This is a genomic window from Pseudomonas sp. GCM10022186 (assembly GCF_042656385.1).
In the GTDB taxonomy this organism is placed as follows: domain Bacteria; phylum Pseudomonadota; class Gammaproteobacteria; order Pseudomonadales; family Pseudomonadaceae; genus Metapseudomonas.
Genome location: NZ_JBHSOU010000052.1, coordinates 234,483 through 254,741, shown reverse-complemented (window position 1 = coordinate 254,741; position 20,259 = coordinate 234,483). Strand labels below are relative to the sequence as shown.

General features: G+C 60.0%; 23 protein-coding genes. 3 read left to right on the top strand and 20 right to left on the bottom strand.

Going from position 1 to position 20,259, the window contains the following annotated elements:
- Nucleotides 1–176 precede the first annotated feature (176 nt).
- The 4 genes from ACFPU0_RS18265 to ACFPU0_RS18250 form a co-directional block, all read right to left on the bottom strand.
- Complete coding sequence (locus ACFPU0_RS18265) at nt 177–1,037, bottom strand: LysR family transcriptional regulator (protein WP_377694683.1); 861 nt, start codon at nt 1,035–1,037, stop codon at nt 177–179.
- 150 nt (nt 1,038–1,187) lie between these two features.
- Nucleotides 1,188–1,325, bottom strand: coding sequence for a hypothetical protein (locus ACFPU0_RS18260; protein ID WP_377694682.1), 138 nt, complete (start codon nt 1,323–1,325; stop codon nt 1,188–1,190).
- A gap of 79 nt (nt 1,326–1,404) precedes the next feature.
- Nucleotides 1,405–1,635: a LysR substrate-binding domain-containing protein gene (locus ACFPU0_RS18255; protein ID WP_377694681.1), complete on the bottom strand. Its 231-nt coding sequence runs from the start codon at nt 1,633–1,635 to the stop codon at nt 1,405–1,407.
- Nucleotides 1,632–2,561, bottom strand: coding sequence for a malate dehydrogenase (locus ACFPU0_RS18250; protein WP_377694680.1), 930 nt, complete (start codon nt 2,559–2,561; stop codon nt 1,632–1,634). The genes ACFPU0_RS18255 and ACFPU0_RS18250 overlap by 4 nt, the downstream gene beginning before the upstream one ends.
- A gap of 475 nt (nt 2,562–3,036) precedes the next feature.
- Here ACFPU0_RS18250 and ACFPU0_RS18245 point away from each other — a divergent pair, with 475 nt between their 5' ends.
- Nucleotides 3,037–3,207, top strand: a complete 171-nt coding sequence (locus tag ACFPU0_RS18245; RefSeq protein WP_377694679.1) for a hypothetical protein — start codon at nt 3,037–3,039, stop codon at nt 3,205–3,207.
- A 247-nt stretch (nt 3,208–3,454) separates the two neighbouring features.
- Nucleotides 3,455–4,666 (top strand): tyrosine-type recombinase/integrase, encoded by a 1,212-nt coding sequence (locus tag ACFPU0_RS18240; protein ID WP_377694678.1) that lies wholly within the window; start codon nt 3,455–3,457, stop codon nt 4,664–4,666.
- Nucleotides 4,667–5,360: 694 nt separating this feature from the next.
- Here ACFPU0_RS18240 and ACFPU0_RS18235 read toward each other — a convergent pair.
- The 7 genes from ACFPU0_RS18235 to ACFPU0_RS18205 all read right to left on the bottom strand — a co-directional run bounded on the left by ACFPU0_RS18235 (nt 5,361) and on the right by ACFPU0_RS18205 (nt 10,541).
- Entirely contained in the window at nt 5,361–5,846 is a 486-nt protein-coding gene (locus tag ACFPU0_RS18235; RefSeq protein ID WP_377694677.1) for a hypothetical protein, read from the bottom strand.
- Nucleotides 5,846–6,169, bottom strand: a complete 324-nt coding sequence (locus tag ACFPU0_RS18230) for an STAS-like domain-containing protein (RefSeq protein WP_377694676.1) — start codon at nt 6,167–6,169, stop codon at nt 5,846–5,848. Before ACFPU0_RS18230 ends, ACFPU0_RS18235 begins: the two co-directional genes overlap by 1 nt.
- Entirely contained in the window at nt 6,166–7,248 is a 1,083-nt protein-coding gene (locus ACFPU0_RS18225) for a hypothetical protein (RefSeq protein WP_377694675.1), read from the bottom strand. The genes ACFPU0_RS18230 and ACFPU0_RS18225 overlap by 4 nt, the downstream gene beginning before the upstream one ends.
- Before the next feature lie 321 nt (nt 7,249–7,569).
- On the bottom strand, nt 7,570–7,725 hold the full coding sequence (locus ACFPU0_RS18220; RefSeq protein WP_377694674.1) for a hypothetical protein: 156 nt from the start codon (nt 7,723–7,725) through the stop codon (nt 7,570–7,572).
- A gap of 416 nt (nt 7,726–8,141) precedes the next feature.
- Nucleotides 8,142–9,494, bottom strand: a complete 1,353-nt coding sequence (locus ACFPU0_RS18215; RefSeq protein WP_377694673.1) for a hypothetical protein — start codon at nt 9,492–9,494, stop codon at nt 8,142–8,144.
- A gap of 246 nt (nt 9,495–9,740) precedes the next feature.
- Complete coding sequence (locus ACFPU0_RS18210) at nt 9,741–10,283, bottom strand: hypothetical protein (RefSeq protein WP_377694672.1); 543 nt, start codon at nt 10,281–10,283, stop codon at nt 9,741–9,743.
- Nucleotides 10,284–10,346: 63 nt separating this feature from the next.
- Complete coding sequence (locus tag ACFPU0_RS18205) at nt 10,347–10,541, bottom strand: Cro/CI family transcriptional regulator (RefSeq protein ID WP_377694671.1); 195 nt, start codon at nt 10,539–10,541, stop codon at nt 10,347–10,349.
- 111 nt (nt 10,542–10,652) lie between these two features.
- Here ACFPU0_RS18205 and ACFPU0_RS18200 point away from each other — a divergent pair, with 111 nt between their 5' ends.
- Entirely contained in the window at nt 10,653–11,339 is a 687-nt protein-coding gene (locus ACFPU0_RS18200) for a LexA family transcriptional regulator (RefSeq protein ID WP_377694670.1), read from the top strand.
- 158 nt (nt 11,340–11,497) lie between these two features.
- On the opposite strand, the gene ACFPU0_RS18195 is transcribed toward ACFPU0_RS18200, so the two are convergent.
- From ACFPU0_RS18195 to ACFPU0_RS18155, 9 genes are all read right to left on the bottom strand, one after another.
- Complete coding sequence (locus tag ACFPU0_RS18195) at nt 11,498–12,211, bottom strand: hypothetical protein (RefSeq protein WP_377694669.1); 714 nt, start codon at nt 12,209–12,211, stop codon at nt 11,498–11,500.
- 67 nt (nt 12,212–12,278) lie between these two features.
- Nucleotides 12,279–14,216, bottom strand: a complete 1,938-nt coding sequence (locus ACFPU0_RS18190; RefSeq protein ID WP_377694667.1) for a HAMP domain-containing methyl-accepting chemotaxis protein — start codon at nt 14,214–14,216, stop codon at nt 12,279–12,281.
- Nucleotides 14,217–14,263: 47 nt separating this feature from the next.
- On the bottom strand, nt 14,264–14,578 hold the full coding sequence (locus tag ACFPU0_RS18185; protein WP_377694666.1) for a DUF6285 domain-containing protein: 315 nt from the start codon (nt 14,576–14,578) through the stop codon (nt 14,264–14,266).
- Nucleotides 14,575–15,642 carry a phosphotransferase family protein gene (locus tag ACFPU0_RS18180; protein WP_377694665.1) on the bottom strand — a complete coding sequence of 356 codons (1,068 nt, stop codon included), beginning with the start codon at nt 15,640–15,642 and terminating at the stop codon, nt 14,575–14,577. The genes ACFPU0_RS18185 and ACFPU0_RS18180 overlap by 4 nt, the downstream gene beginning before the upstream one ends.
- Complete coding sequence (locus ACFPU0_RS18175) at nt 15,643–16,305, bottom strand: histidine phosphatase family protein (RefSeq protein ID WP_377694664.1); 663 nt, start codon at nt 16,303–16,305, stop codon at nt 15,643–15,645.
- A 9-nt stretch (nt 16,306–16,314) separates the two neighbouring features.
- Nucleotides 16,315–17,079, bottom strand: a complete 765-nt coding sequence (locus ACFPU0_RS18170; RefSeq protein WP_377694663.1) for an SDR family NAD(P)-dependent oxidoreductase — start codon at nt 17,077–17,079, stop codon at nt 16,315–16,317.
- The gene (locus ACFPU0_RS18165; RefSeq protein WP_377694662.1) at nt 17,076–18,257 is read right to left on the bottom strand and encodes an acyl-CoA dehydrogenase family protein; all 1,182 of its coding nucleotides are present in this window, start codon (nt 18,255–18,257) and stop codon (nt 17,076–17,078) included. Before ACFPU0_RS18165 ends, ACFPU0_RS18170 begins: the two co-directional genes overlap by 4 nt.
- A gap of 12 nt (nt 18,258–18,269) precedes the next feature.
- On the bottom strand, nt 18,270–19,052 hold the full coding sequence (locus ACFPU0_RS18160; RefSeq protein ID WP_377694661.1) for an SDR family NAD(P)-dependent oxidoreductase: 783 nt from the start codon (nt 19,050–19,052) through the stop codon (nt 18,270–18,272).
- 20 nt (nt 19,053–19,072) lie between these two features.
- Nucleotides 19,073–20,245, bottom strand: a complete 1,173-nt coding sequence (locus ACFPU0_RS18155) for an acetyl-CoA C-acetyltransferase (RefSeq protein ID WP_377694660.1) — start codon at nt 20,243–20,245, stop codon at nt 19,073–19,075.
- Nucleotides 20,246–20,259: the final 14 nt, after the last annotated feature.

Sequence of the window (20,259 nt, the reverse complement as noted above, 5' to 3'; positions counted from 1 at the left end):
GCGTGGGGCAAGCAGTCCCCTAACACCGGATATACGGAAGCAGTCGTACCCAGGTTCGAAAACAAAGCCGGTCGCTGGCAAACCGGGAGGAGTCCATATATGGAAATCGCTTTTCATTTCCACCGTCCAGCGTCCCGGGAGGCCACGAATGGTGGATCGGTGAAGCGTGATCCACCCTACTCCGAGCTTTCGCGGGCCAGCGCCAGGAACGCTGCCGGCAGTCGCGCCTGCCGGCGTTCCTTGAGGCAGTAGAGGTATTCGTCTATCTGTGGCGCGTCCTTGAGTTCGATCACCCGCAGCTCCGGGTTATCCGGCACTTCGTGGCGGGCGATAATGCTGATGCCGAGGTTGCGGATCACCGCTTCGCGGATGGATTCGCGGCTGCCGATCTCCAGCAGCGGGCCGATGGCGATGCCGGCGTCCTTGAGCATGTCTTCGGTGAGCTGGCGGGTGGTGGAACCGGGTTCGCGCATCAAGAGGCAATGGCCCTTGAGGTCCTCCAGGCTGACACTCTTGCGCCTGGCCAGCGGGTGTTCGCGATGCACCGCCAGCACCAGCGGGTCGCTGCCAAGGACGACTCGGGTCAGGCGGGCGTCATCCAGGCACTGGGAGGAAGCGGCGAGATCGACCCGATACTCCTCCAGTGCTTCGATCACCTGCTGGGAGTTGCCGATCTCCAGGGAAACGTCGGTCTGCGGGAAACGGGTGCGGAAGCTGCGCACCAGGTCGAGGATGTAGTAAGGCGCGGTGGCGCCGATGCGCAAGGTGCCCTGCATCTGCCCGCAGTTGCGCAGGAAGAATTCGATGTCGGCCTCCTGCTGCAGCAGCACCTTGACCATGGGCAGCAGCCGGGCGCCCTCCTCGCTCACCACCAGCCGGCGGCCGCCCCGGTGGAACAGCTCGACGCCGTACTGGCCTTCCAGGTTGCGGACCTGGGTGGTCACCGTGGGCTGGCTGAGGCCGAGCTTCTTCGCCGCCTGGGTGATGCTGCCCAGGCGGGCGACCATATAGAAGGCCTTGAGCTCAGCGCTGAGCATGGCGCGGACTGGCGAAAGCTGGACTGGGCACGGCCGGGACCTCGTGATGCAGTGAAATCCCGGGCATTCTGCCCGTGGCGGATGAAGCTGCACAGCCCGCAGGGGTGGCCATGAAATGGAAGCCCCGCACAGGGCGGGGCTTCGAGCGATCTAGTAGCCTCCGCTGCCACCCATCGGCTCGCTTTGCTGCGAACCACCGCCACCGCCACCGCCACCGCCATTGCAGGTCGAGCCACTGATTGCAATGAACAGCGCCACCATTACAAAGGGGATCAAGCGCTTGAGCATCTGAGTTCTCCCATGAGGTGAGCCCCATCATTCAGTCAAGCGTGATGCACAGGGCGCCGCAAGCGCAGGCGGCCAGCGGTCAAGGGAGGTGAACGTGCAGGGAAGTCGAGGATTGCACCACCAGACTGATGTTTGCTTGCTCATGATGCTTAAGAAAGGCACAGATCACTCTAGGCATGAACGACAGGCCCAGGGCAGGGGCGCAAGCGATGCGCAGTGAACCTCTGGGCGCTTCGGCTAGACCTCGGTTACACCACTTCCCGGGACACGATCCCCCTTGCGCCCAACCCCCCTCATATACCCCGCTCACAAAGCATTCATTTCAGCGATATCACGCACCACCTGATCTGCAGAGCGGTCGAACATCGCCTGCTCCTGCGCATCCAGAGGCAACTCGATCACCCGCACAACCCCCTCCGCTGCCAGCACACAGGGGACACCCATGGCAATGCCTGTTCGCCCGTACTCGCCCTCGAGAATCGCGACCGCCGGCAAAATGCGGTTTCGCCCATTGGCGATAGCATCCACCATCTGTGCAATTGCCACGCCCGGCGCATCGCAGGCGCTCCCCAGCTTCTTCAAACCCAGAATCTCGCCGCCACCCTGACGTGTGCGCTCCACAATCCGCTCTATCTGCTGACTGGACAGGAAGTGAGACAGCGGCACCGAACCGACCGCACAGTATCGCATCAGCGGCACCATGCTATCGCCATGCCCTCCCAGCACCAGCGCCGTGATATCCCGAGCAGAAAACCCTGTCTCCTCGGCAATGAAACACTTCATGCGCGCTGTATCCAGCACCCCCGCCTGCCCGAACACCCTGTCGCGTCCCAGCCCACTGAGACACCAAGCCCGATAGGTCAGTACGTCGACCGGGTTCGACACCACCAACACCGTCGCCGCCGGAGCATGACGATTAATATCCAGCATGATGCTATCGAGAATTGGCAGATTGATATTCAATACATCCTGGCGCGACTGACCAGGCTTGCGGGGCACACCCGCCGTGATCACCACCAGGTCAGAATCCTGCAGCAATTCGGCATTGGACCCGCCGTAAACCCGGGTATCAGAACCTGACTCAACTGCCGCCTGCCAGACGTCCAGCGCCTTGCCCTTTGCCAACTCACCCTGCACATCAATCAACATCAACTCACGACAGAACTCTTCCCGGGCAATGATCTGAGCCGCCGCCTCACCCACCATACCGACACCCACAATTGATAGCTTGTTCACCTCACACCTCCCTGCGGCGCGCGCCACCAGCAACACGCCACCTTTGCAGAGAAGTATTACCCGCCAATGCAAAAAGGCCACCCGAAGGTGGCCGAAGCCGTCGCTAATGGGCAGTCCTGGCCCCAGGACATCTCCCCTGCCGACGTTCGCTGGGCAAGTCAGAGTTCGAGAATGGCCTGGCGCAAAGCCGGTGGCTCCTTGAGCAAGGGCGGTAACGAAAGGAGTCGCGGGAAATGCCAACAATAGAATGTCCTTCAGTCCCAACGGCAAGCCCCAGTAGGTAGACGTCAAGTACTTCGCGTTCGACGTCAACGGCGAGTGATTACCCATCTGCAACGCCTGGGTGCCTTGGGGAAGGCGGCGGGAACGATCTGGAAAGGGGCCTGCGGGCGGATGGGCGCGACGGTCGTCAATCGAAGAGGGTCGCTGGGAGAAGTACGAGCCGACTCGCGTTCGCATTCCTGCTGCGCGCTTCATGGAAAAGGATGACAGCAAGGTGAGCCACTGGTTTGGCCTAGAAGAGGACCAGGTGATCGAGGGCCTGGTGATCGGCGATGGTGAGCAACAGCGGCTCTACGTGATCACTACTCATGCACCGCCTGAGCAAGCTTGGGTACATGACCGATGGCCGCTGATTACTTTTTAGCCAGAAGATAAGTAGTTACTAGATTTGAATTCCTCTCTAGCCACTACTTGCAAGAACCGGCTAAGCCCTTGATCTATATGGCGTCCCAGAGTGGGTTCGAACCACCAACCTTCCCCTTAGGAGGGCCATTTACAGCCCTGCCAGCTCTGCCTTCCCCAGCAGAATCAGGCACTCCAGACGCAGTTAGTCACTGTCGGACGCACTGCTATAGTTCTTTCTGCACCCACAATGCACCCACGGGGGAACTGTGAAGGAGAAGCTGACGATCCGACGACTCGCGTCCCTGGAAGTCACAGGTACAGAGTACCAAATTCACGATACCGTCGTACCGGGCTTATTCGTCCGCGTGACCAAGGCAGGGGCCAAATCGTTCCTGGTGACCTGGGGTCGGGCCAAGAAGAAAACTCTTGGCCGCGTGGGCATCATGACCCTCGATCAGGCGCGCGAAGAAGCCCTCCTCTACCTAACCGAGGCCCGTAAGCATGGTGAGCCTCTGGCGGTAACCCAAGGGCGCACGGCGGCGACGTCCCCTACCCTGCGCAACTTTGTGGAAGATACCTACCTGCCGTGGTTCAAGGCCCATCACCGCGGCCACGACAAAACCGCGCACACCTTGTCGACCAGCTTTGAACCGATATTGGCCCTGCGCCTGGCGGAGATTACTGGTCGCGAACTGGAACAGATCCGAACCGGTTGGCTCGGCTCTGGCAACAAACCTGCCACCGCAAATCGCAAGATGGGCACCATCAGCGGCGTCTTCAGCCGAGCCGTGGACTGGGGTTATCTGGAATCCTCGCCGCTGGGCAAGGTGAAAGCGCTGAAAGTCGACGCCAAGGGACGCATCCGCTACCTCTCCAAGGATGAAACCAAGGCGCTCAGGGAGGCCCTGGATAATCGGGAGGAGCGGATGCGGGCCGAGCGCACGAGCGCCAACCAGTGGCGTTCGGAGCGCAAGCAGAAGCTACTGCCTGACCTGCAGGCAGTAGCCTTCACCGACCACCTTAAGCCCATGGTGGTTCTCACCCTGAACACGGGACTGCGTCGCGGAGAACTGTTCAACCTGCGCTGGCAGGACGTGAACCTGCAGGCGAAGAACATCACTGTCGCCGGCGAAGGCACCAAGACGTCGGAGACGCGGCATATCCCGCTGAACACTGAGGCCCTGTCCACGCTGAAGGCGTGGAAGAAGCAGGGCGACGGCAGCGGCTACACCTTCCCCGGCCAAGACGGTGAACGTATGACAGACGTGAAAACGGCCTGGTTGGAGCTGCTCAAAAATGCCGGGGTTAAGGATTTTCGGTGGCACGATTTGCGACACGACTTCGCGTCACGCCTGGTGATGGCCGGCGTTCCGCTGAACACCGTTCGCGAGTTGCTGGGCCACAGTGACATCAAGATGACGCTTCGCTATGCGCATCTGGCGCCGGAAAGCAAAGCAGCGGCAGTGGAATTGATCTAGTGATGGATTGGACTGACAATAAGCAATAGCCTTTTAAGATCAAGGCCTTATAGACAGAAAATCCATTGCTTTAGCAGAATTCAAGCAACTCCTGTATTAGAAAGGCTAGGCTAAGCGGGCTTCGCCTTTTCTCGCGTCGACAACACACTGTTCCGTAGCAAATCCGAAGTAGCAAGCCATTGACGCGTGGTGTCTTCCAGAGGCGAAAAGACCACTCGTCACACACCCATTGTGTGACAGTAGGTCGCACTAGTAGAGCCTTCCCCTAGAGCCACTGAGGATTCAAGGCAAATGCGAACTAATTTGCCGCTACGGTGAAAGGCATTGATTGGCATAGTTTGGCGCCCGAATTGCCCCAAATTAACCCCAGCCCTCCCACACCAGCGCCATAAGCGAAATCAACTCAGGCGAGCCAAGAAAGGAGTCTCGAAGTGCTTGCATACAAATACGCGGATGCGTTCGCTGAATGGCCGTTACTAAACTTCGTCGGGGAAGCCCTGCTGGAACGCTACAACGTGTCGCCCTCGATCCGGGCCGCAGCTCTATGCTGGGAGGAAGAAGCGCTGTGCGCCCGCCCGGTCAAAGGGGGATGCAGCCGCGTTGGTGGACTAAAGGCAACAAGGACCGGATCAATGTCAGAGTCGAAAAGGTTGAAAATAACTTCAACGTCCCCAAACCAAGAAGCCAATCAGTCCTAGAATATTTTCTTCAGGAATGATTCATCCTGATAGGAACTCCGATATGCCTCCTCAAGCTTAGAAATAAGCTCTGCAGCAGCGGTATTTATCCCAACCAAGACATGATGATCCATATCAAGCTTCTTTCTACCGGAAACTCGGTAATGCCCATTATTGCTAACAGCTGTACGCAACCCTCGACCGTCGACCACAACCCCATTTGCCTTCAGCTTCAGAAGCGCGAGAGCGCTTTCCAACCGAAGAAGTTCAGGGTCTATAGTCAACTCAAGCTTCCTGGAGCTCTCGCAAACCGTTTGAGTCAGACAGTCAATTGCGTTCTTTCTAACATTCTCTACAGAGGCAATTGTTCTATCCAGAAACTGCCTGACCTCTTTCCGTGTCTCTCGCCGATCATTACCCCTGGAGACCACTGACCAACCCAGAATCACAATCAGCGAAGGAACCGCCCACCGGGCAACTTCCAACCAATCCTTGAAATCCATCAAAACTCCCGACGAGCAGCCTTCACATAATCCCAAGATTCTTCAACGTAACTTGGAACCTCAAACTTAATAACCAATTTAGACTTCAGTTCCTTGGCAGTGTAATGCCCTTTTCTGACCAGACCGCCAAATGCCTCCTCCAAAAAGGAGGAACCCAGCGTCAGCACCCCGTCCAGATCCACAACTACGCGATCACTTTTTTGCAGAGCTGGTAGCAATACGTCATCCCTGAACTCTTCGCCAGATTTCTTGCCGTCACCGCGAAATCTGACACAAGGCATCTTGGAGTAATCTCTCGCAACGTATATTGTCATGGTATTCATAGTCTCTCAGAAACCTCTAAACCGAAGGCCTCTATTGGAATCTTCCACTGAACAATAGTTCCATTGATACTATTCTTCTCATCATGAGAAGCACTGGAACCATTAGTATTATCCAGCCCATACACCCCTTTATTGCTATAAATGTATAGACTGCCGACTTTTTGCTCCTGAACAACCTTAAGAATATCCTTAAGGCCTTTACCTCTATTCTTTTTATCCGTACTTGTTTTCCCAACAGTAAAAGCAAGCCGGATCATCTTATGATCGAGCCGTTTCAACCCGGACCTTGTCTTAAAGTAAGAGGCCAATTCCTCTTTCCAATTAGCTTCAAGAGTCCCCGGAATGCCACGCCCAAGATCACAAATTACAACAGCTATATCGTCATCGACTTGTCGCGCAAAAAGCCACCATTTCTGCGGCTTGATACCCGGCAACGGCGTCTTCATAACTTTTAAGTAGGCATGCTCTGAGGAGTTAGCAACAGCCTCCGCCATACCACTTAGCAATGCCACTCGCAACTCAGTATTGCTCCCCTCAGTCAAAACTTTCGGAAGCATTTCAGCTATAGAGTCCAAATCCCCCTCGTGGCCAGAAGCATATAGCCATGCCACCACATTCTGGGCACAGATCTCTTCGATCCTTGGCTCCAACCCTAACCTCGCAAGCAGGCCGACGTGCTGGAACATCTCTTCAACCACACGATCCGTTGGATAGAGAGCGCTAAGTTTCTTGGATGCCTCAGAGGACTCAAGCAAACGCTCGATTTCCGCCAGGAAAAGCAAGGTGCCACACGGATGCAGCTGCGTCACTTTGGAGAAATCTATGACCACATTAGAAATATTGGGGTCACGCACCGCATCCTTCAAACGGCGGAAAAAAAGGATGAGGCTGCCTCTGACATCCGATCCTCCCAGGCTGATGGTGCTTGGTAACCGAAGCTTAGCCGTTGAGAATTGATGGGATCGCGAAGATAGGAGCCGTCGGTTACGCTCATAGCCACTGTTTCGAATCTGACGGTATACGCGTAGCTGCATCGCCCGACGCCGCCAGTCCAAAACCCGCTTTGAAATCTTCTTCATGACGCCTCCTACGAGAGGCGCAGATGGTAAATGCTTTCCTCCGTCCCCGGAAGCATAGAGGCTAGAGCTTGAATTCGCAGGGGAGCGGAATCAATGCCTCTTCACATCCTCTTAGAAGCGTTCCGCACATATTCCTGACATGCTTTCAGGGTGATGAGACCTTGGTCCCCATCGCCGGTGATGGCGACACCCTTCCGCAGCTGCGCTTCGCTTCGTTCGCTGTGGCCAGCTCACGGGAGGACTTGCACCTCCAAGAGTGCGCCCATGCTGGGCGCACATGAAAAACCCCGTCGGGGCGGGGTGTGGTGATGGAGTTCATAACTACCAAGCGACGACCTGGATCTGCTCCAGGGTGATGGCCTCCAGCACGTGGCGTTCCAGCGCATGGCGCTTGCCGGTAAGGCTGGCACTCTGGGTGCTATAGGCCTGGTCCTTCGCCTGCACCTTGGCCGCCAGTTCAGCCTTCCAGCAGGGCATCGAGCAACGGTGTCAACGCCTCTGGTCGCCGCGTCGGTGGTCGCCATGGCTGTCAGCAAGTTCATGATCTTGCAGCTATTCAGGTTGACGTCGGCCGTCGGCGCGGCCATCTGATCCAGACGGCTAGAGCACATCTGCGAATCGAAGTCGCTGATCTTCGCCGAAGTCGGTGTCGGGATGTCGCCGACGGCCAGGGTGGTCGAGGCGGTGACGGCTCATGCCAGGTGCGCCATCAGCATGGGATGGGAGCCTCGCTGGCGCACGATGGGTGAACTGAGGGGAACGAGGGGAGGATTTCTTGATAATCCAGGCCACCGCTGTATTTCGCCGCCTCCCTGGTCATGGCCAAATAACGGCGAATCTAGGCACTCATCCTGCAAGCGCTGACGCTACTTTCATGTTCGGCAACCTAAAATTTAATCCAAAATCGATCTTGCGGCCGCCATAGCCGGATGGGTACCAAAGATCTCGTCGATTGCGTCGGCCACATCGAAACCGCTGCGGACCAATTCGGTGAATCTGAGCATCACATTGGCGCCCACATCGTGGGACAAGGCCGCCGCCATAAAACGGCGTACCGGTTGAGCGAGCTTGGCCTCAACCTCGCTGGCAGGCGCCTTGAGCGCGTCCCGCGGGGAAAACACAGCAATCACATCTGAGCCGAGCGAGTCCTCATCCAAGCCAAAGAGTTCGTAAAAGAGCTGCCCCAACGTACCGGCAGGCTGACGCTCCAGCCGATCCCACTGTTTAACCGGTTTCAAGTCTTTCCGGATCGACTCCAAATGCCGCCGAAGCTTGCCCGGAAGCGTCGTTGCTGCTCTATGTTTGTTGTAATACTCACGACTGGCCAGACTGGATGCATCCTTGATCACTTTCCACACCAGTGACCAGACCTGCGAAATGCTGTAAGTCCGCAATGCAACCCTGATGATGCTTTTTATTTCGCCTTCATCTTCGGCGGAGATGCTCAGACCATACAGATCACACTGACCAAAGAAGTAACCCATGCAATCAGCCACCGCATAATCCAACCAAAGCGGCAGCAGGCTGTAATGATCGCCATAAGTTCTTTCCAGCAACTTCTTAAGGGCATCGTCCCCTGCCCCCACTCCCCCATCAGGGACTAAAAAGAAAGTGGCAAGGCTACTTTTCAACCGCAGCTCTTCATTCCTCAGGAAATAAGCGTCCGGCGGCGACCTGGCAGGATCATCAAGAATCACGCACGCCTGCCAAAGCTGATCGATAAAGTCATCCACGTAGTACGGCGAAAGGCCGCGGCAGTCACCACGTGTGAACGTGCCGTTGCTCAAGCGCGGTTCGATCGCTCGGTCCAAGGCCCGCAACAGTAATGCCATGTCATCGGAAATGGCCTCATAGTCAACGGTCCAGCACGCCACTGCCGCAATACGTTTTCGCAATTGGCTTTGAAGCTCGGCTTCCATTTTGGCCTGCGCCGCGCGCTTAACTTCGTCGAGCGCATGCTGGCAAGCCGCACACGGCTTGGTCGCTATCAGGGGAAATTTTTTCGCCTCTGAACGGCTGTTGATGACGATGCCTTCACCACACTGCGGGCAGCGTTGATTTTCATCTATGGCCTGACAGTGTTGCCTGATAAATCCGGCTAACACGGCGCTTTTGGTTATATTTCGAAACGGCAAGAGCGCCTTGACCTTTTCGACGAATCCACCAATTTCATCCTGCGCCCAATACCGCTCAATCAGCCGGACCTCTTCGGGATCGGCGGAAGAAATTTTCAGCTTGATTGCCACGTCTTACCCAACTCTCCGGCCCGGACGATAAATGTTCAGTTTCATTATTGGACTGGCCAGTCATACCAAGGCAGTGCCAATGAACATCCCTGAACCACCTGAGTGACTGTGGAACTCCTGCCTAATGACGCGTGAGCACGGATTATTACCTGTAGTGAACCACTCGCGGAGCCACAGGCTGCTGCGAGAGAGGCAACAACTTGCCAAAACCATTGGACGTTAGCAGGCATCGCCACGCGCAGTTGTTCACTGCGCAACTAACCTCTTCTTGATCGCCGCCGATGCGGACTGGCTCCAAGCAATGAGTGCCTCCCGAGCTTTCGCTCGGGGCACGGACTGCTCGATTGCACCGATCGAATAAAGCATCTCGACAAGATCAAGGTCAGAAGGAGTCGACTTGGTCCACATTACCCCTGCGCTCCTCAGATGGTCTTTAGCCAGCCGGCGGGCTACTGCGTCTGCACGGGACGAAAGTCCCTTGCCCTTCTTCGCCGATGCTACGCCCACGTAGCGTTCTGCTGCCGAATCCGTAATCCAGTGTTTCTGGGATAACCGCAGCTTGTGAAGAATCCTCAAGCCGAACTTCCCCTGCGCCGATGTCAGCGTGAAGTCCTTGTCGGCCTCAGCCGCCGCCAGCATGTCATACACAAAGTACATTTCCCGGGGGTTCACCATCTGTGTCCAGGGAAATGCTCCATCCTTGCTCTTCACAAGCTGCTGAAACTGTGCAATTACCGGGCTATGGGTGGCCGAGGTAAAAACCCGGTCACCTGACTTCTTCTTCGCCATTCTTGCTCACATTGACTCGCCGTTGTGGCGGCAAAAATTGGGGGCATCAGGCGCAGTGATCTGTCACTGCGCGTCATCCATGGCTGTCTTGGGGGGCGGGCCCGCCTTCAGGGCTCCACTGGTCAGGACTTCGATCTGGTACTGGCGCGCCCACGGGACCTCCTCGCCCCACTGGGTAACGGCGCTCGGCTGTATGTGCAGGGCCTCCGCCAGTTTTTTCTTATTGCCAAAGTAGTCAGCGGCATCTTGAGTGCGCATGGAGAGCTCCTCTGGGACAACGGCATTATTTCAGCACACTTAAATAAAACCCGCAAGCGAAGGGATATCTATTTTCAGCACGCTTAAATTAAGCTCGCTTAATCTATGGACATGCAGCAGAACGAACGAATCAACCGGGCCATCCAGCTCTCAGGCAAGCGGAAGCGAGAGATTGCCGACGAGTGCGGAGTCGCCCCATCCGCGATTACTCAGTGGATAAACGGCGAGACCAAAGCCCTGAAAGCGGAAAGCGTGTTTGCGCTGGCCAAGGCAACCGGCTTCCGCGCCGAGTGGCTAGCGAATGGAACCGGGCCAGAGCGAGAAGGTGACGCCGCAGCGGCATCGCCCCAGCTAGAAAATAACGTTTCCGGCGATCCGATGCCGATGAGGACAGACAGCGTTCCAGTAGTGGGTGATGTCACGCTCAGCCCGGAAGGCTACTTCGAGGCTATGGAGTACCCCGTCGGGCGCAGCGTGGGTTTCCTGAACATCTACAGCTCGGATCCGGATGCCTATGGGCTGAGAGTCGTAGGCAACAGCATGAATCCCAGGATCAAGAACAACGAGTTCGTCTTGGTCGAGCCCAGCAAGGACTACGTCGCGGGCGACGAGGTCCTGGTGAAGACCACCAAGGGCCTGGCCATGATCAAGGAGTTCATCTACTACCGCGATGGGCAGTACCGATTCGACAGCGTCAACCTCGACAGCGACCCGATCTTTATCCATGAGGCTGAGGTGGTCGATGTGCAGTACGTTGGCGCCATCGTGAAGAGCTATCGATTCACACCAGCATCATAAGGGCAGCGGCTAGGGAAGTGAGGACGTGACACTAGCTTTCCTTCGGGTGGCCGGCTGAGGGATAGGTTTGCGGAAAATTGGCAGCCATCTTACTAGGCTGTCAAATATGACTTACCACAGCGTCACTGACTCTTAACAGCAACACATAACGCACGAAGTCACTCCAGCAAAGCATTTAATCCAGAAACTATGCCACCCAGATAAAAGCCGACGCTTCCTGTTGTCGCTCGCCGCCTGCCATCCAACAATTGCGGCCTGACAAACTCGTACTCGCGAGCCAGCTTGCGCAGAGGCTCCTGCCATTGGGCGTTTTTCGACTGTACCTGCCCGAATAGCTCGACTATTTCGGCATCGAGTTCAAGAGCGCTGTTCTCACTGAAATTCACATGCAAGGCCACGAGCTGAGCGGCCTTGGTCTGATACAGCAACTGCATCTGGCTGTTAAGCAAACTCAACCGCTGCAGCTGCGCGACAGCTTGAGAGCGCGGCTCGGTTTGCGCCTGCAGATGGCTTGCAAGCCTGTCCAGTTCTGCATGCTGTTCAAGAACAGGGTTGATCCATTGTGGATACGACCCTTGAATCTCATGCAATGGCTGCCGCTCCAAGCCATCCACCAGCTCTCTCATGCGCCTGACGGATGCCCGCACCCCAGGATCTGCCGACAACTCATCAAGTCGCTCCAGAGCCTGCTGATAGGCAACCCGGTATCCTGGATCGGAATACTTTTCGTAAGGATCGAAGTAAGCGATCAGGCTACTGACAAGAATGTATCCCTGGCTCCTGATCGCATACCTGTCACCGGCTTCGTCAGCCTGAACGGTCAATGACAAAAGCGCCAGATAAAGCAGGACAAGGTTTATCCCCCATCTCATCAGCGGTCCTCGCTCTCTTGTTGCTTTCAAGGTTCGGGCGACCTGAACACAGGTCGCTCAACGACGTTCAGGTATCGATCCGGAAGTGTTGGATCATCGTCTGCAGCTCCCCGCCGAGACGTACAAGCTCACGAGTCGAGGCGTCGATCTCCTGTGTGGCGGAAACATTCAACTGAGTGACATTGCGGACACGCGCCACACTGGAGTTGACTTGTCCCGCCACGACGCTCTGCTGCTCGGCCGCGGCAGCGATCTGCTGGTTCCGCCGCTCGATCACGGACACGATGCGGGTGATCTGTTCCAGGGACGCCCCGGCCTCCCCGGCGAGCATGGCGCTGTCGTTCATCAGCCCCAGCCCCGTTTGCATTTCCTCGACGACCTGAGTGGTCACCTTCAACAGTTGCCCGATCGTGTCCCCGATCTCCACCGCCGACTGGCGCGTCCTGCCTGCAAGCGTGCGCACGCCGTCGGCGACCACGGCGAATCCCCTTCCGTGTTCGCCCGCGCGTGCTGCCTCGATAGCCGCGTTCAGGGCAAGCATGTTTGTCTGATCAGCCAATCCCTTGATCACCTCCAGAACCCGTACAATGCCCCGGCTCTCGTGATCCAGCAGGTTGATGGATGCGGCTGTCTTCTGCATCCCACCGGACAGCCGGTTGATTTGCTCGACCGTCTGCTGAACTCGCTGCTCGCCGTCGGAAGCCCTGGCATCTGCCTCCAACGCCGCCACAGAGGCGCGCTCAGCGTCGTCGGCCACCGACTGCGCACTGGCCGCCATCTGCTGCATTGCACTGGAGGTCTGCTCCGTCTCGAGGCTTTGCCGGTCCATGCCATCTAGGGTGCTCCGGCTGAGCCGTGCTAACTCGTCCGTGGCCGTGGATAGCTGACCGACTCCCATGACGATATGTCCGACAAGCCCTCTCAAGTTCGCCGTCATGTCGCGCATAGCACTCTGCAGCAGGCCGAACTCATCCCGCCGTTCCGGCAGCTGGTCCGCTCCCAGGTCGCCCCCCGCAACGCGTCTGGCCATCGACAAGGTGTCACGCAGCGGAACCAAGGTGAGCTGCCGAATGAGCCAGGCGGCGGAAAGGCCAAGTATGATCGCAAGTCCGGTGATCAGGCCAACGCCCAGCAGGAACCCATGGGTTTCCCTGCCTAGCGCCTGCGCTTCCTGTTCATAGGCCGCGTCGACCAGCTTCAGCATCCGCTCGGAGAATTCCACGAGGCGGGTTTCGCTGGCCCGACTGTTCTGCAGCCCGGTGCGATAGCCGGCAAACGCTTCCGTATAGCGCTGCAAGGCGGTCTTCGCCTCCTGCAGCGCTTCTTCATGGGTGCCATCGACCTGGCGCATCAGGCTGTCCAGCGTCGCCGTAACGCCTGCGTCGAAGGTGTTCCAGGCATCGTAGTTGTCGGCGCTCGGGACCAGGTCATGGGCGAACTCCAGCGTTCGCAGAGTTAGCAGCATGCGCATGAGTTCGGCGACATCGTTGGCGCGGTTCACCGCCTCGTCCGCGTTCAGACCGGATGATTCGTCCAGCCCTTTTGCCGCGTCGAAGAAATCCTGTTCGACCACTTCGAAGCTTCGCCGTACCTCATCCGCCTGCTGCTGCATGCTGGTTCGCGCCTGCAGCGCACGCCGTTGCAACTGGTCGAAGGAGTCGAACTCCAATTGGTACTCACGCAGCGCCGCCTGAACCCGGGGTGCGGCAGGAAAGGCACCATGGTCCTGGAGAAAGCGCGCGAGGCCAGCCAGCTGCTGCTTGACTCGCTCTGCCGAGGCAACCGAACGCTCATGGGCGAAGGATCTCTCGGCAATCCGGACCTGCAGCACCAATGCCTGGACCCGTGAAAGATCGCCGGCACGCCGGTTGCTGTCACTCAACAGACTGATGGCCTGGAAACCGCTTGCGCCGACAACGAAGGTCAGCAGACAGGCCAGACCGAACCCCAGGAACAGGCGATTGCCGACGGAAAGATTGGAAAGGCCCTGCAAGATCGCATGCATATTCTTATCCTTGTTGCGCTATGCAGACAGCAGATCGGGGGACTCCTCTAGTCGCCTTTCTCGGAGTAGGCGGCCAGGAGCCGAGGGTTGCTCACTTCCAGCTTGCGAAGGGTTATGGCGAGAAGTTCACGCCTGGTCGAAGCGTTATCGCGCAGGCCTCGACGAATCCCCGAAGACAGCTCGAGCTCGCGTGCTAGGTCGACAGCAGCAGCGACATGGCACTCGCGGGCGGCGATGGCCATTGCATTGGCTATCATTCGGGCCTCGTAGTGCAGCGCCTCCGGCAGGGAGGGCAGCAGGCGCCGCAGCAGCGCCTCACGGGCAGTGACCAGCAGGTCGGTGGCATCCGGTAGTCGACTCATGACGATCCCTCCTTGGTGAGGTGGAGAATCTCGATTTCCAGTTCAGGCAGCAGACGGCCCGTCAAGGCGAGCTCCAGCGAGACTTCCTGACCGCTAAGGTGTCGCTGGGCCTGTTGAAGGGCGATGATGGCCCAGCGCAAGTGGGCCATGACCTGCCAATAGCTCAATTCTTGGACCTCGACAGGATGGCCGCCGGCCCGCCGATAGGCTTCGAGAAAGTCCGTCAGCGCGCCGATACCGCCAGCTTCCCGCTCCGGCGCAGCGAAGCGCCAACAACGCGCAGTGAACCAGCCGAGGTCTTCGCGAGGGTCGCCGAAGCTGGCGAACTCCCAGTCGAGGATGCCGCTCAGACGGCCTTGCTCGACCAGGTAATTGCCGGTGCGGAAATCGCGATGGATCATCCGCGCCGGAAGCGCCTCGGGCAGGTTCAGCTCGCACCAGCGCAGGCCCCACTCCAGTACCGGCTGCGGTTCGGCCAGAGTGTCGAGATACTCGCGGTACTCTTCGATAGCGGCGACTGCCGCCGGCTTGTCCGGTTCGACGAGGAAGTCCAGGGCCGCGGCCTGCGGGGTCAGGCGGTGCAGGTTGGCCAGGCTCTGCGCCAGGTCCTGCAGCAGCAGCTGCGGCTGCGGCACGCAGGCCGGGTCGCGGGTCAGTCGATGTCCCGCCGCGCTCCCAGACAGGTGCTGCATGAGGAAGTACGGACGTTGCAATGTTGGGCTGTGCTCGACTAGCAGCAGCGGTCGTGGCGCGCGCACCCCGGCCTCGACCACCCTGCTAAGTACCGCGTGCTCCTGGCGCCGACCAAGGCTCACGCTTACTGAAGACGGTGAATCGGTCCGCAGCACCCAACGCTGAGGACCGGCGAACTCCCCCTCCTCGACCTCGGCTTGCAGGGACCAGTTTTCCTGGATGGCGCCACCGGAGAGGCGCTGCGCCGAATGAATATGGATCGCCCGGGCGCCGAGTTTTTGTGCCAGCTCGACGGCCAAGGCTTCGCGTACGGCGGGCTTATCGAGGGTGACGGGGACTTCTGGATTAATGCTCATCTTCTTCCCTTGCACTCAAATTCGGCTCGCCAAGTCCACCGGCAGGTGGTGGGTATTGTTGAAGCTGCGCAGCGAAACCCGCCCTGGCCGGAACACCAGCTCGCTAAGGGCGGCGTTGTCGAGCATCAGCAGAAGATCCGCTACGCGTGTGCGAGGTAGGCCCAGGACTTCCGCCACCAGCACGGCGATAGTTCCTGCTGAGGTCACGGCCAGCAGGCAACGGCCACTGCCAGGCTTATCGAGCAGTTCGTGCAACCAGCCCACCACCTGCTGGCGAAAGGGCTCGACCGGCGTGCATTCGGCTATGTCATCGGCGCCCGCGGCCCAGCGGCGAATCTCCTCGCCGTAAAGGCGCGTGCTTTCGGCTCGGTCCTGCGGCCAGCCGCCGTCGCCAAGTCGACGCCGCGCCGAGCGCATCAACGCGTCGCCCTCGGCGAACTCGTCAAGGAACGAGGTCCGACTAGGTTCCCCTGCGCCGGGCATTGCAGCCAGCAGCGCCTCCGCGGTCTCCAAATGGCGCCGACGCGGGCCGACGAAGACTTCGTCGAAGCGCAGGTGACGCGCAGCGAGGCTGGCACCAGTGCTCAGCGCCTGGCGCAGACCCAGCGGCGACAGCCGGTCGTAGTCATCAGTGCCGAACGAGGCCTGGCCGTGGCGCAACAGGTAGAGGCTGGACATGGCTTCCCCTCAGAGTGAGCTGACCAGGTGGCCGCCATCGACCGCCAAGGTCGCCCCAGTGATCGCCCGACCCGCCTCCGAGGCCAGTAGCAGCAGCGGACCGTCCAGGTCGCGTGGCTCGGCGAATCGTCGCTGCGGAATACGCGCCATCAGGCGCTGGCCGGCCACACTGGCGAGGAACTCGGCGTTCAGCTCAGTGCTCACATAGCCGGGCGCCAGGGCGTTGACCCGAATGCCGTGGCGGGCGAACTCCAGGGCCAGGGCACGGGTCATCTGCAGCACTGCGGCCTTCGAAACCGCGTAGGGCGCCACGGCACCGGCGACCCGTTCGCCCAGGATCGAGGCGATATTAACGATGCTCCCGCCGCGTCCGTGGCGCAGCATCTGCCGCGCGCCTTCGGTGGCGACCAGCCAGCAGCCCTTGAGGTTGGTGTCGATGACACTGTCCCAGTCGGCCTCGCTCTGCTCCAGCGCAGGCTTGGCCACCGAGACCCCGGCATTGTTGATGATTATGTCCAGGCCGCCGTCGGCCTCGGCCCCACGCAGTGCCTCGGTCACCGAGGCGGCGGAGCAGACGTCCAGTGCCACGGCCTGGGCGACACCGCCGCTGGCACCGATGCTGGCCACCAGCGCTTCCAGGCGCTCGACGCGCCGCGCCGCCACCAGCACTTGGGCGCCAGCGGCGGCCAGGGTACGGGCGAAGTGCTCGCCCAGGCCGCTGGAAGCGCCGGTGATCAGGGCACGCTTGCCGCCGAGGTCGAACGGTCCGTTCATGCACCCTCCCCGGCCTTGGCGGCCTGGCGGTCGATGCGCTTGGCGATGCTCCAGCGGTGGGTTTCAGAGGGGCCGTCGTAGATGCGGAAGGCGCGCATGTCGCGGAAGATCCGCGAAACGATGCGCTCGCCAGTGACCCCGCTGCCGCCGAGCACCTGTACGCTGCGATCGACCACCCGCCACAGCGCTTCGGAACACAGCACCTTGGCCACGCTGGACTCATGGCGGCCCTTGTGACCCTGGTCCAGCACCCAGGCGCAGTGCCAGGTGGCCAGGCGCGCGCTGTGCAAGTCCAGTTCGTTGTCCGCCAGCTGGAAGCCAGTGCCCTCGTGCTCGATCAGGCGCTTGCCGAATGCCTGGCGCGAGGTGGCGTATGCCACCGCCTCATCATGGGCCCGCCGCGCCTGGCCCAGCCAACGCATGCAGTGGGTCAGGCGCGCCGGCGCCAGGCGTACCTGAGCGTAGCGGAAGCCCTGGCCCACTTCGCCCAGCACGTCTTCGGCCGGCACCCGTAGGCCTTCGAAGCGGACCACCCCGTGGCCGCCGGTGAAGCAGGAGTCGAGGGAATCCATCAGACGTTCGACGCGCACCCCAGGCTGGTCCATGTCCGCCAGGAACATGGTCGCCTCGCCGTCCTCCATGCGCGCCATGATGATGGCGAAGCTGGCACCGCGAGCGCCGGTGATGAACCACTTCAGGCCATCGATCACGTAGTGGTCGCCCTCGCGCCGGGCCGTGGTCTGCAGCATCGAGGGGTCGGAGCCGGCACCGGGCGCCGGTTCGGTCATGCAGAAGCACGAGCGCACGCACCCCTCCACCAGCGGCTTGAGCCAGCGGTCCTTTTGCGCCTCGGTAGCCACCTGCTCCAGCAGGTGGATATTGCCCTCGTCCGGGGCGTGAATGTTCAGCGCAACCGGTCCCAGGGGCGAGTAGCCGGCCTCTTCGAAGACGATGGCCTTGGCCACGTGGGACAGGCCCAGGCCGCCCAGTTCGACGCCGGCGTGAGGAGTCAGCAGGCCCCACTCGCGGGCATGGGCCACCAACTCGTCGCGTAGCGGCTCGTGGGGTCCGTGTCCGTCCTGGCGCGGGTCGTGTTCATAGGGTTTGACTACCTCGGCGACAAAGCGCCGGGTGCGCACCTGCAGCTCATGCAGGGCGGGTTCCAGGGAAAAGTCCATAACCGGCCTCGATCAGCGGGGAGCCATGCGGATGGCGCCATCCAGACGCAGGGATGCGCCGTTCATGTAGCCGTTCTCGACGATCGACACGACCATCGCAGCGAATTCCTCGACACGGCCCAGGCGTTTCGGGAAAGGTACCGAGGCGCCCAGCGCATCGAGCACCGACTGCGGCGAGCCCTTGAGCAATGGGGTGTCAAAGATGCCCGGCATGATGGTGTTGACGCGGATACCGTCGTAGGCGAGGTCGCGCGCCACGGGCAGGGTCATGGCCACCACGCCACCTTTGGAGGCAGAGTAAGCGGCTTGGCCGATCTGGCCGTCTTCCGCCGCAACCGAGGCGGTATTGACGATTACGCCACGCTCGCCGTCCTCAAGCGGCTCGACCGCTAGCAGCCCGGCCGCCGACTTGGCCAAGGCGCGGAAGCTGCCCACCAGGTTGATCTGCACGATGCGCTCGAAGGAATCGAGGGGGAAATGTCGAATTTCACCGGTGGCCTTATCACGGGAAGCAGTCTTGACGGCGTTGCCGGTGCCTGCGCAGTTGACCAGCACTCGCTCCTGACCAAAGGTGGCGCGGGACGCGGCGAAGCCTTCGTCCACGCTAGCGTCGGAGGTTACGTCGACCTTGAAGAAGGCCCCACCGATTTCCCACGCCAGCGCTCTGCCCTGTTCCTCGTTGAGATCGAACAACGCTACCTTCGCGCCACGTGCCGCCAGGGCTCGCGCGGTGGCTGCGCCCAGCCCGGAGGCCCCGCCGGTAACCACCGCGACAATGCTGCTATCCAGTTTCATCCGTGTTTTCTCCTGTGCGTTCAGAGACGCTCGATGATGGTGACGTTGGCCAGACCGCCGCCTTCGCAGACGGTCTGCAGGCCGTAGCGCTTGCCTTCACGACGCAGCGAATGCAGCAGCGTGGTGATCAACTTGGTGCCGGTGCCGCCCAGAGGGTGGCCGAGGGCAATGGCGCCACCGTTCACATTGAGTCGCGCCGGATCGGCACCGATGGCCTGCAGCCAAGCCATCGGCACCGGGGCGAAGGCCTCGTTGACTTCGTAGAGGTCGATGTCAGCGAGACTCACACCGCTGCGCTGCAGGGCGCGCTGGGTAGCAGGAATCGGCGCTTCGAGCATGATCACCGGGTCATGGCCGAGCACGCTGATGTGCTGAATGCGAGCCAGCGGCTCCACACCCAAAACTTTTAAGCCGCGCTCGTTGACCACCATCACCGCCGAGGCTCCGTCACAGATCTGGCTCGCGCTGGCGGCGCTGATGCGTCCACCTTCGGTAAGCAGCTTGACACCGGCGATGCCTTCCAGGGACGCACCAAAACGGATGCCTTCGTCCTGGTTGTGCCAGACCTGAGAGCCGTCTTCCAGAGTCACCTGAACTGGCACTATCTCTGCCTCGAAGCGCCCCTCTAGGGTTGCCACGGCAGCCTTGCGGTGACTTTCCAGGGCGAAGGCGTCGAGCTGCTCCTTTGTCAGTCCATACTTGCGAGCGATGGCCTCGGCGCCATCGAACTGGCTGAACGCCACGCCGGGATAGCGACGCTGGATCGCTGGACTGATGTACTGGCCGTAGCCCGTCTTCTCCGGCAGCCATTGGGCCATGCCCATGGGCACCCGGCTCATGCTCTCCACACCACCGGCGATGACCACGTCCTGGGTCCCGGAAAGCACAGCCTGCACGGCGAAGTGCAGGGCCTGCTGGGAGGAGCCACACTGGCGATCGACTGTGGTGGCCGGAACGCTTTCCGGAAACCCGGCGGCGAGCACCGCGTTGCGCGCGACGTTGGTCGACTGTTCGCCAAGCTGGCCGACGCAACCGAGGATCACGTCGTCGACCAACGCTGGATCGACATCGATGCGAGCCACCAGGGCCTTGAGCACTTCCCCGGCGAGGTCCGCTGGATGCCAGCCGGAGAGCCGGCCAGCGCGGCGCCCACCAGCCGTACGGGCGGCGGCGACTATGTAGGCTTCTGCCATTTTTGTTGTCCTCT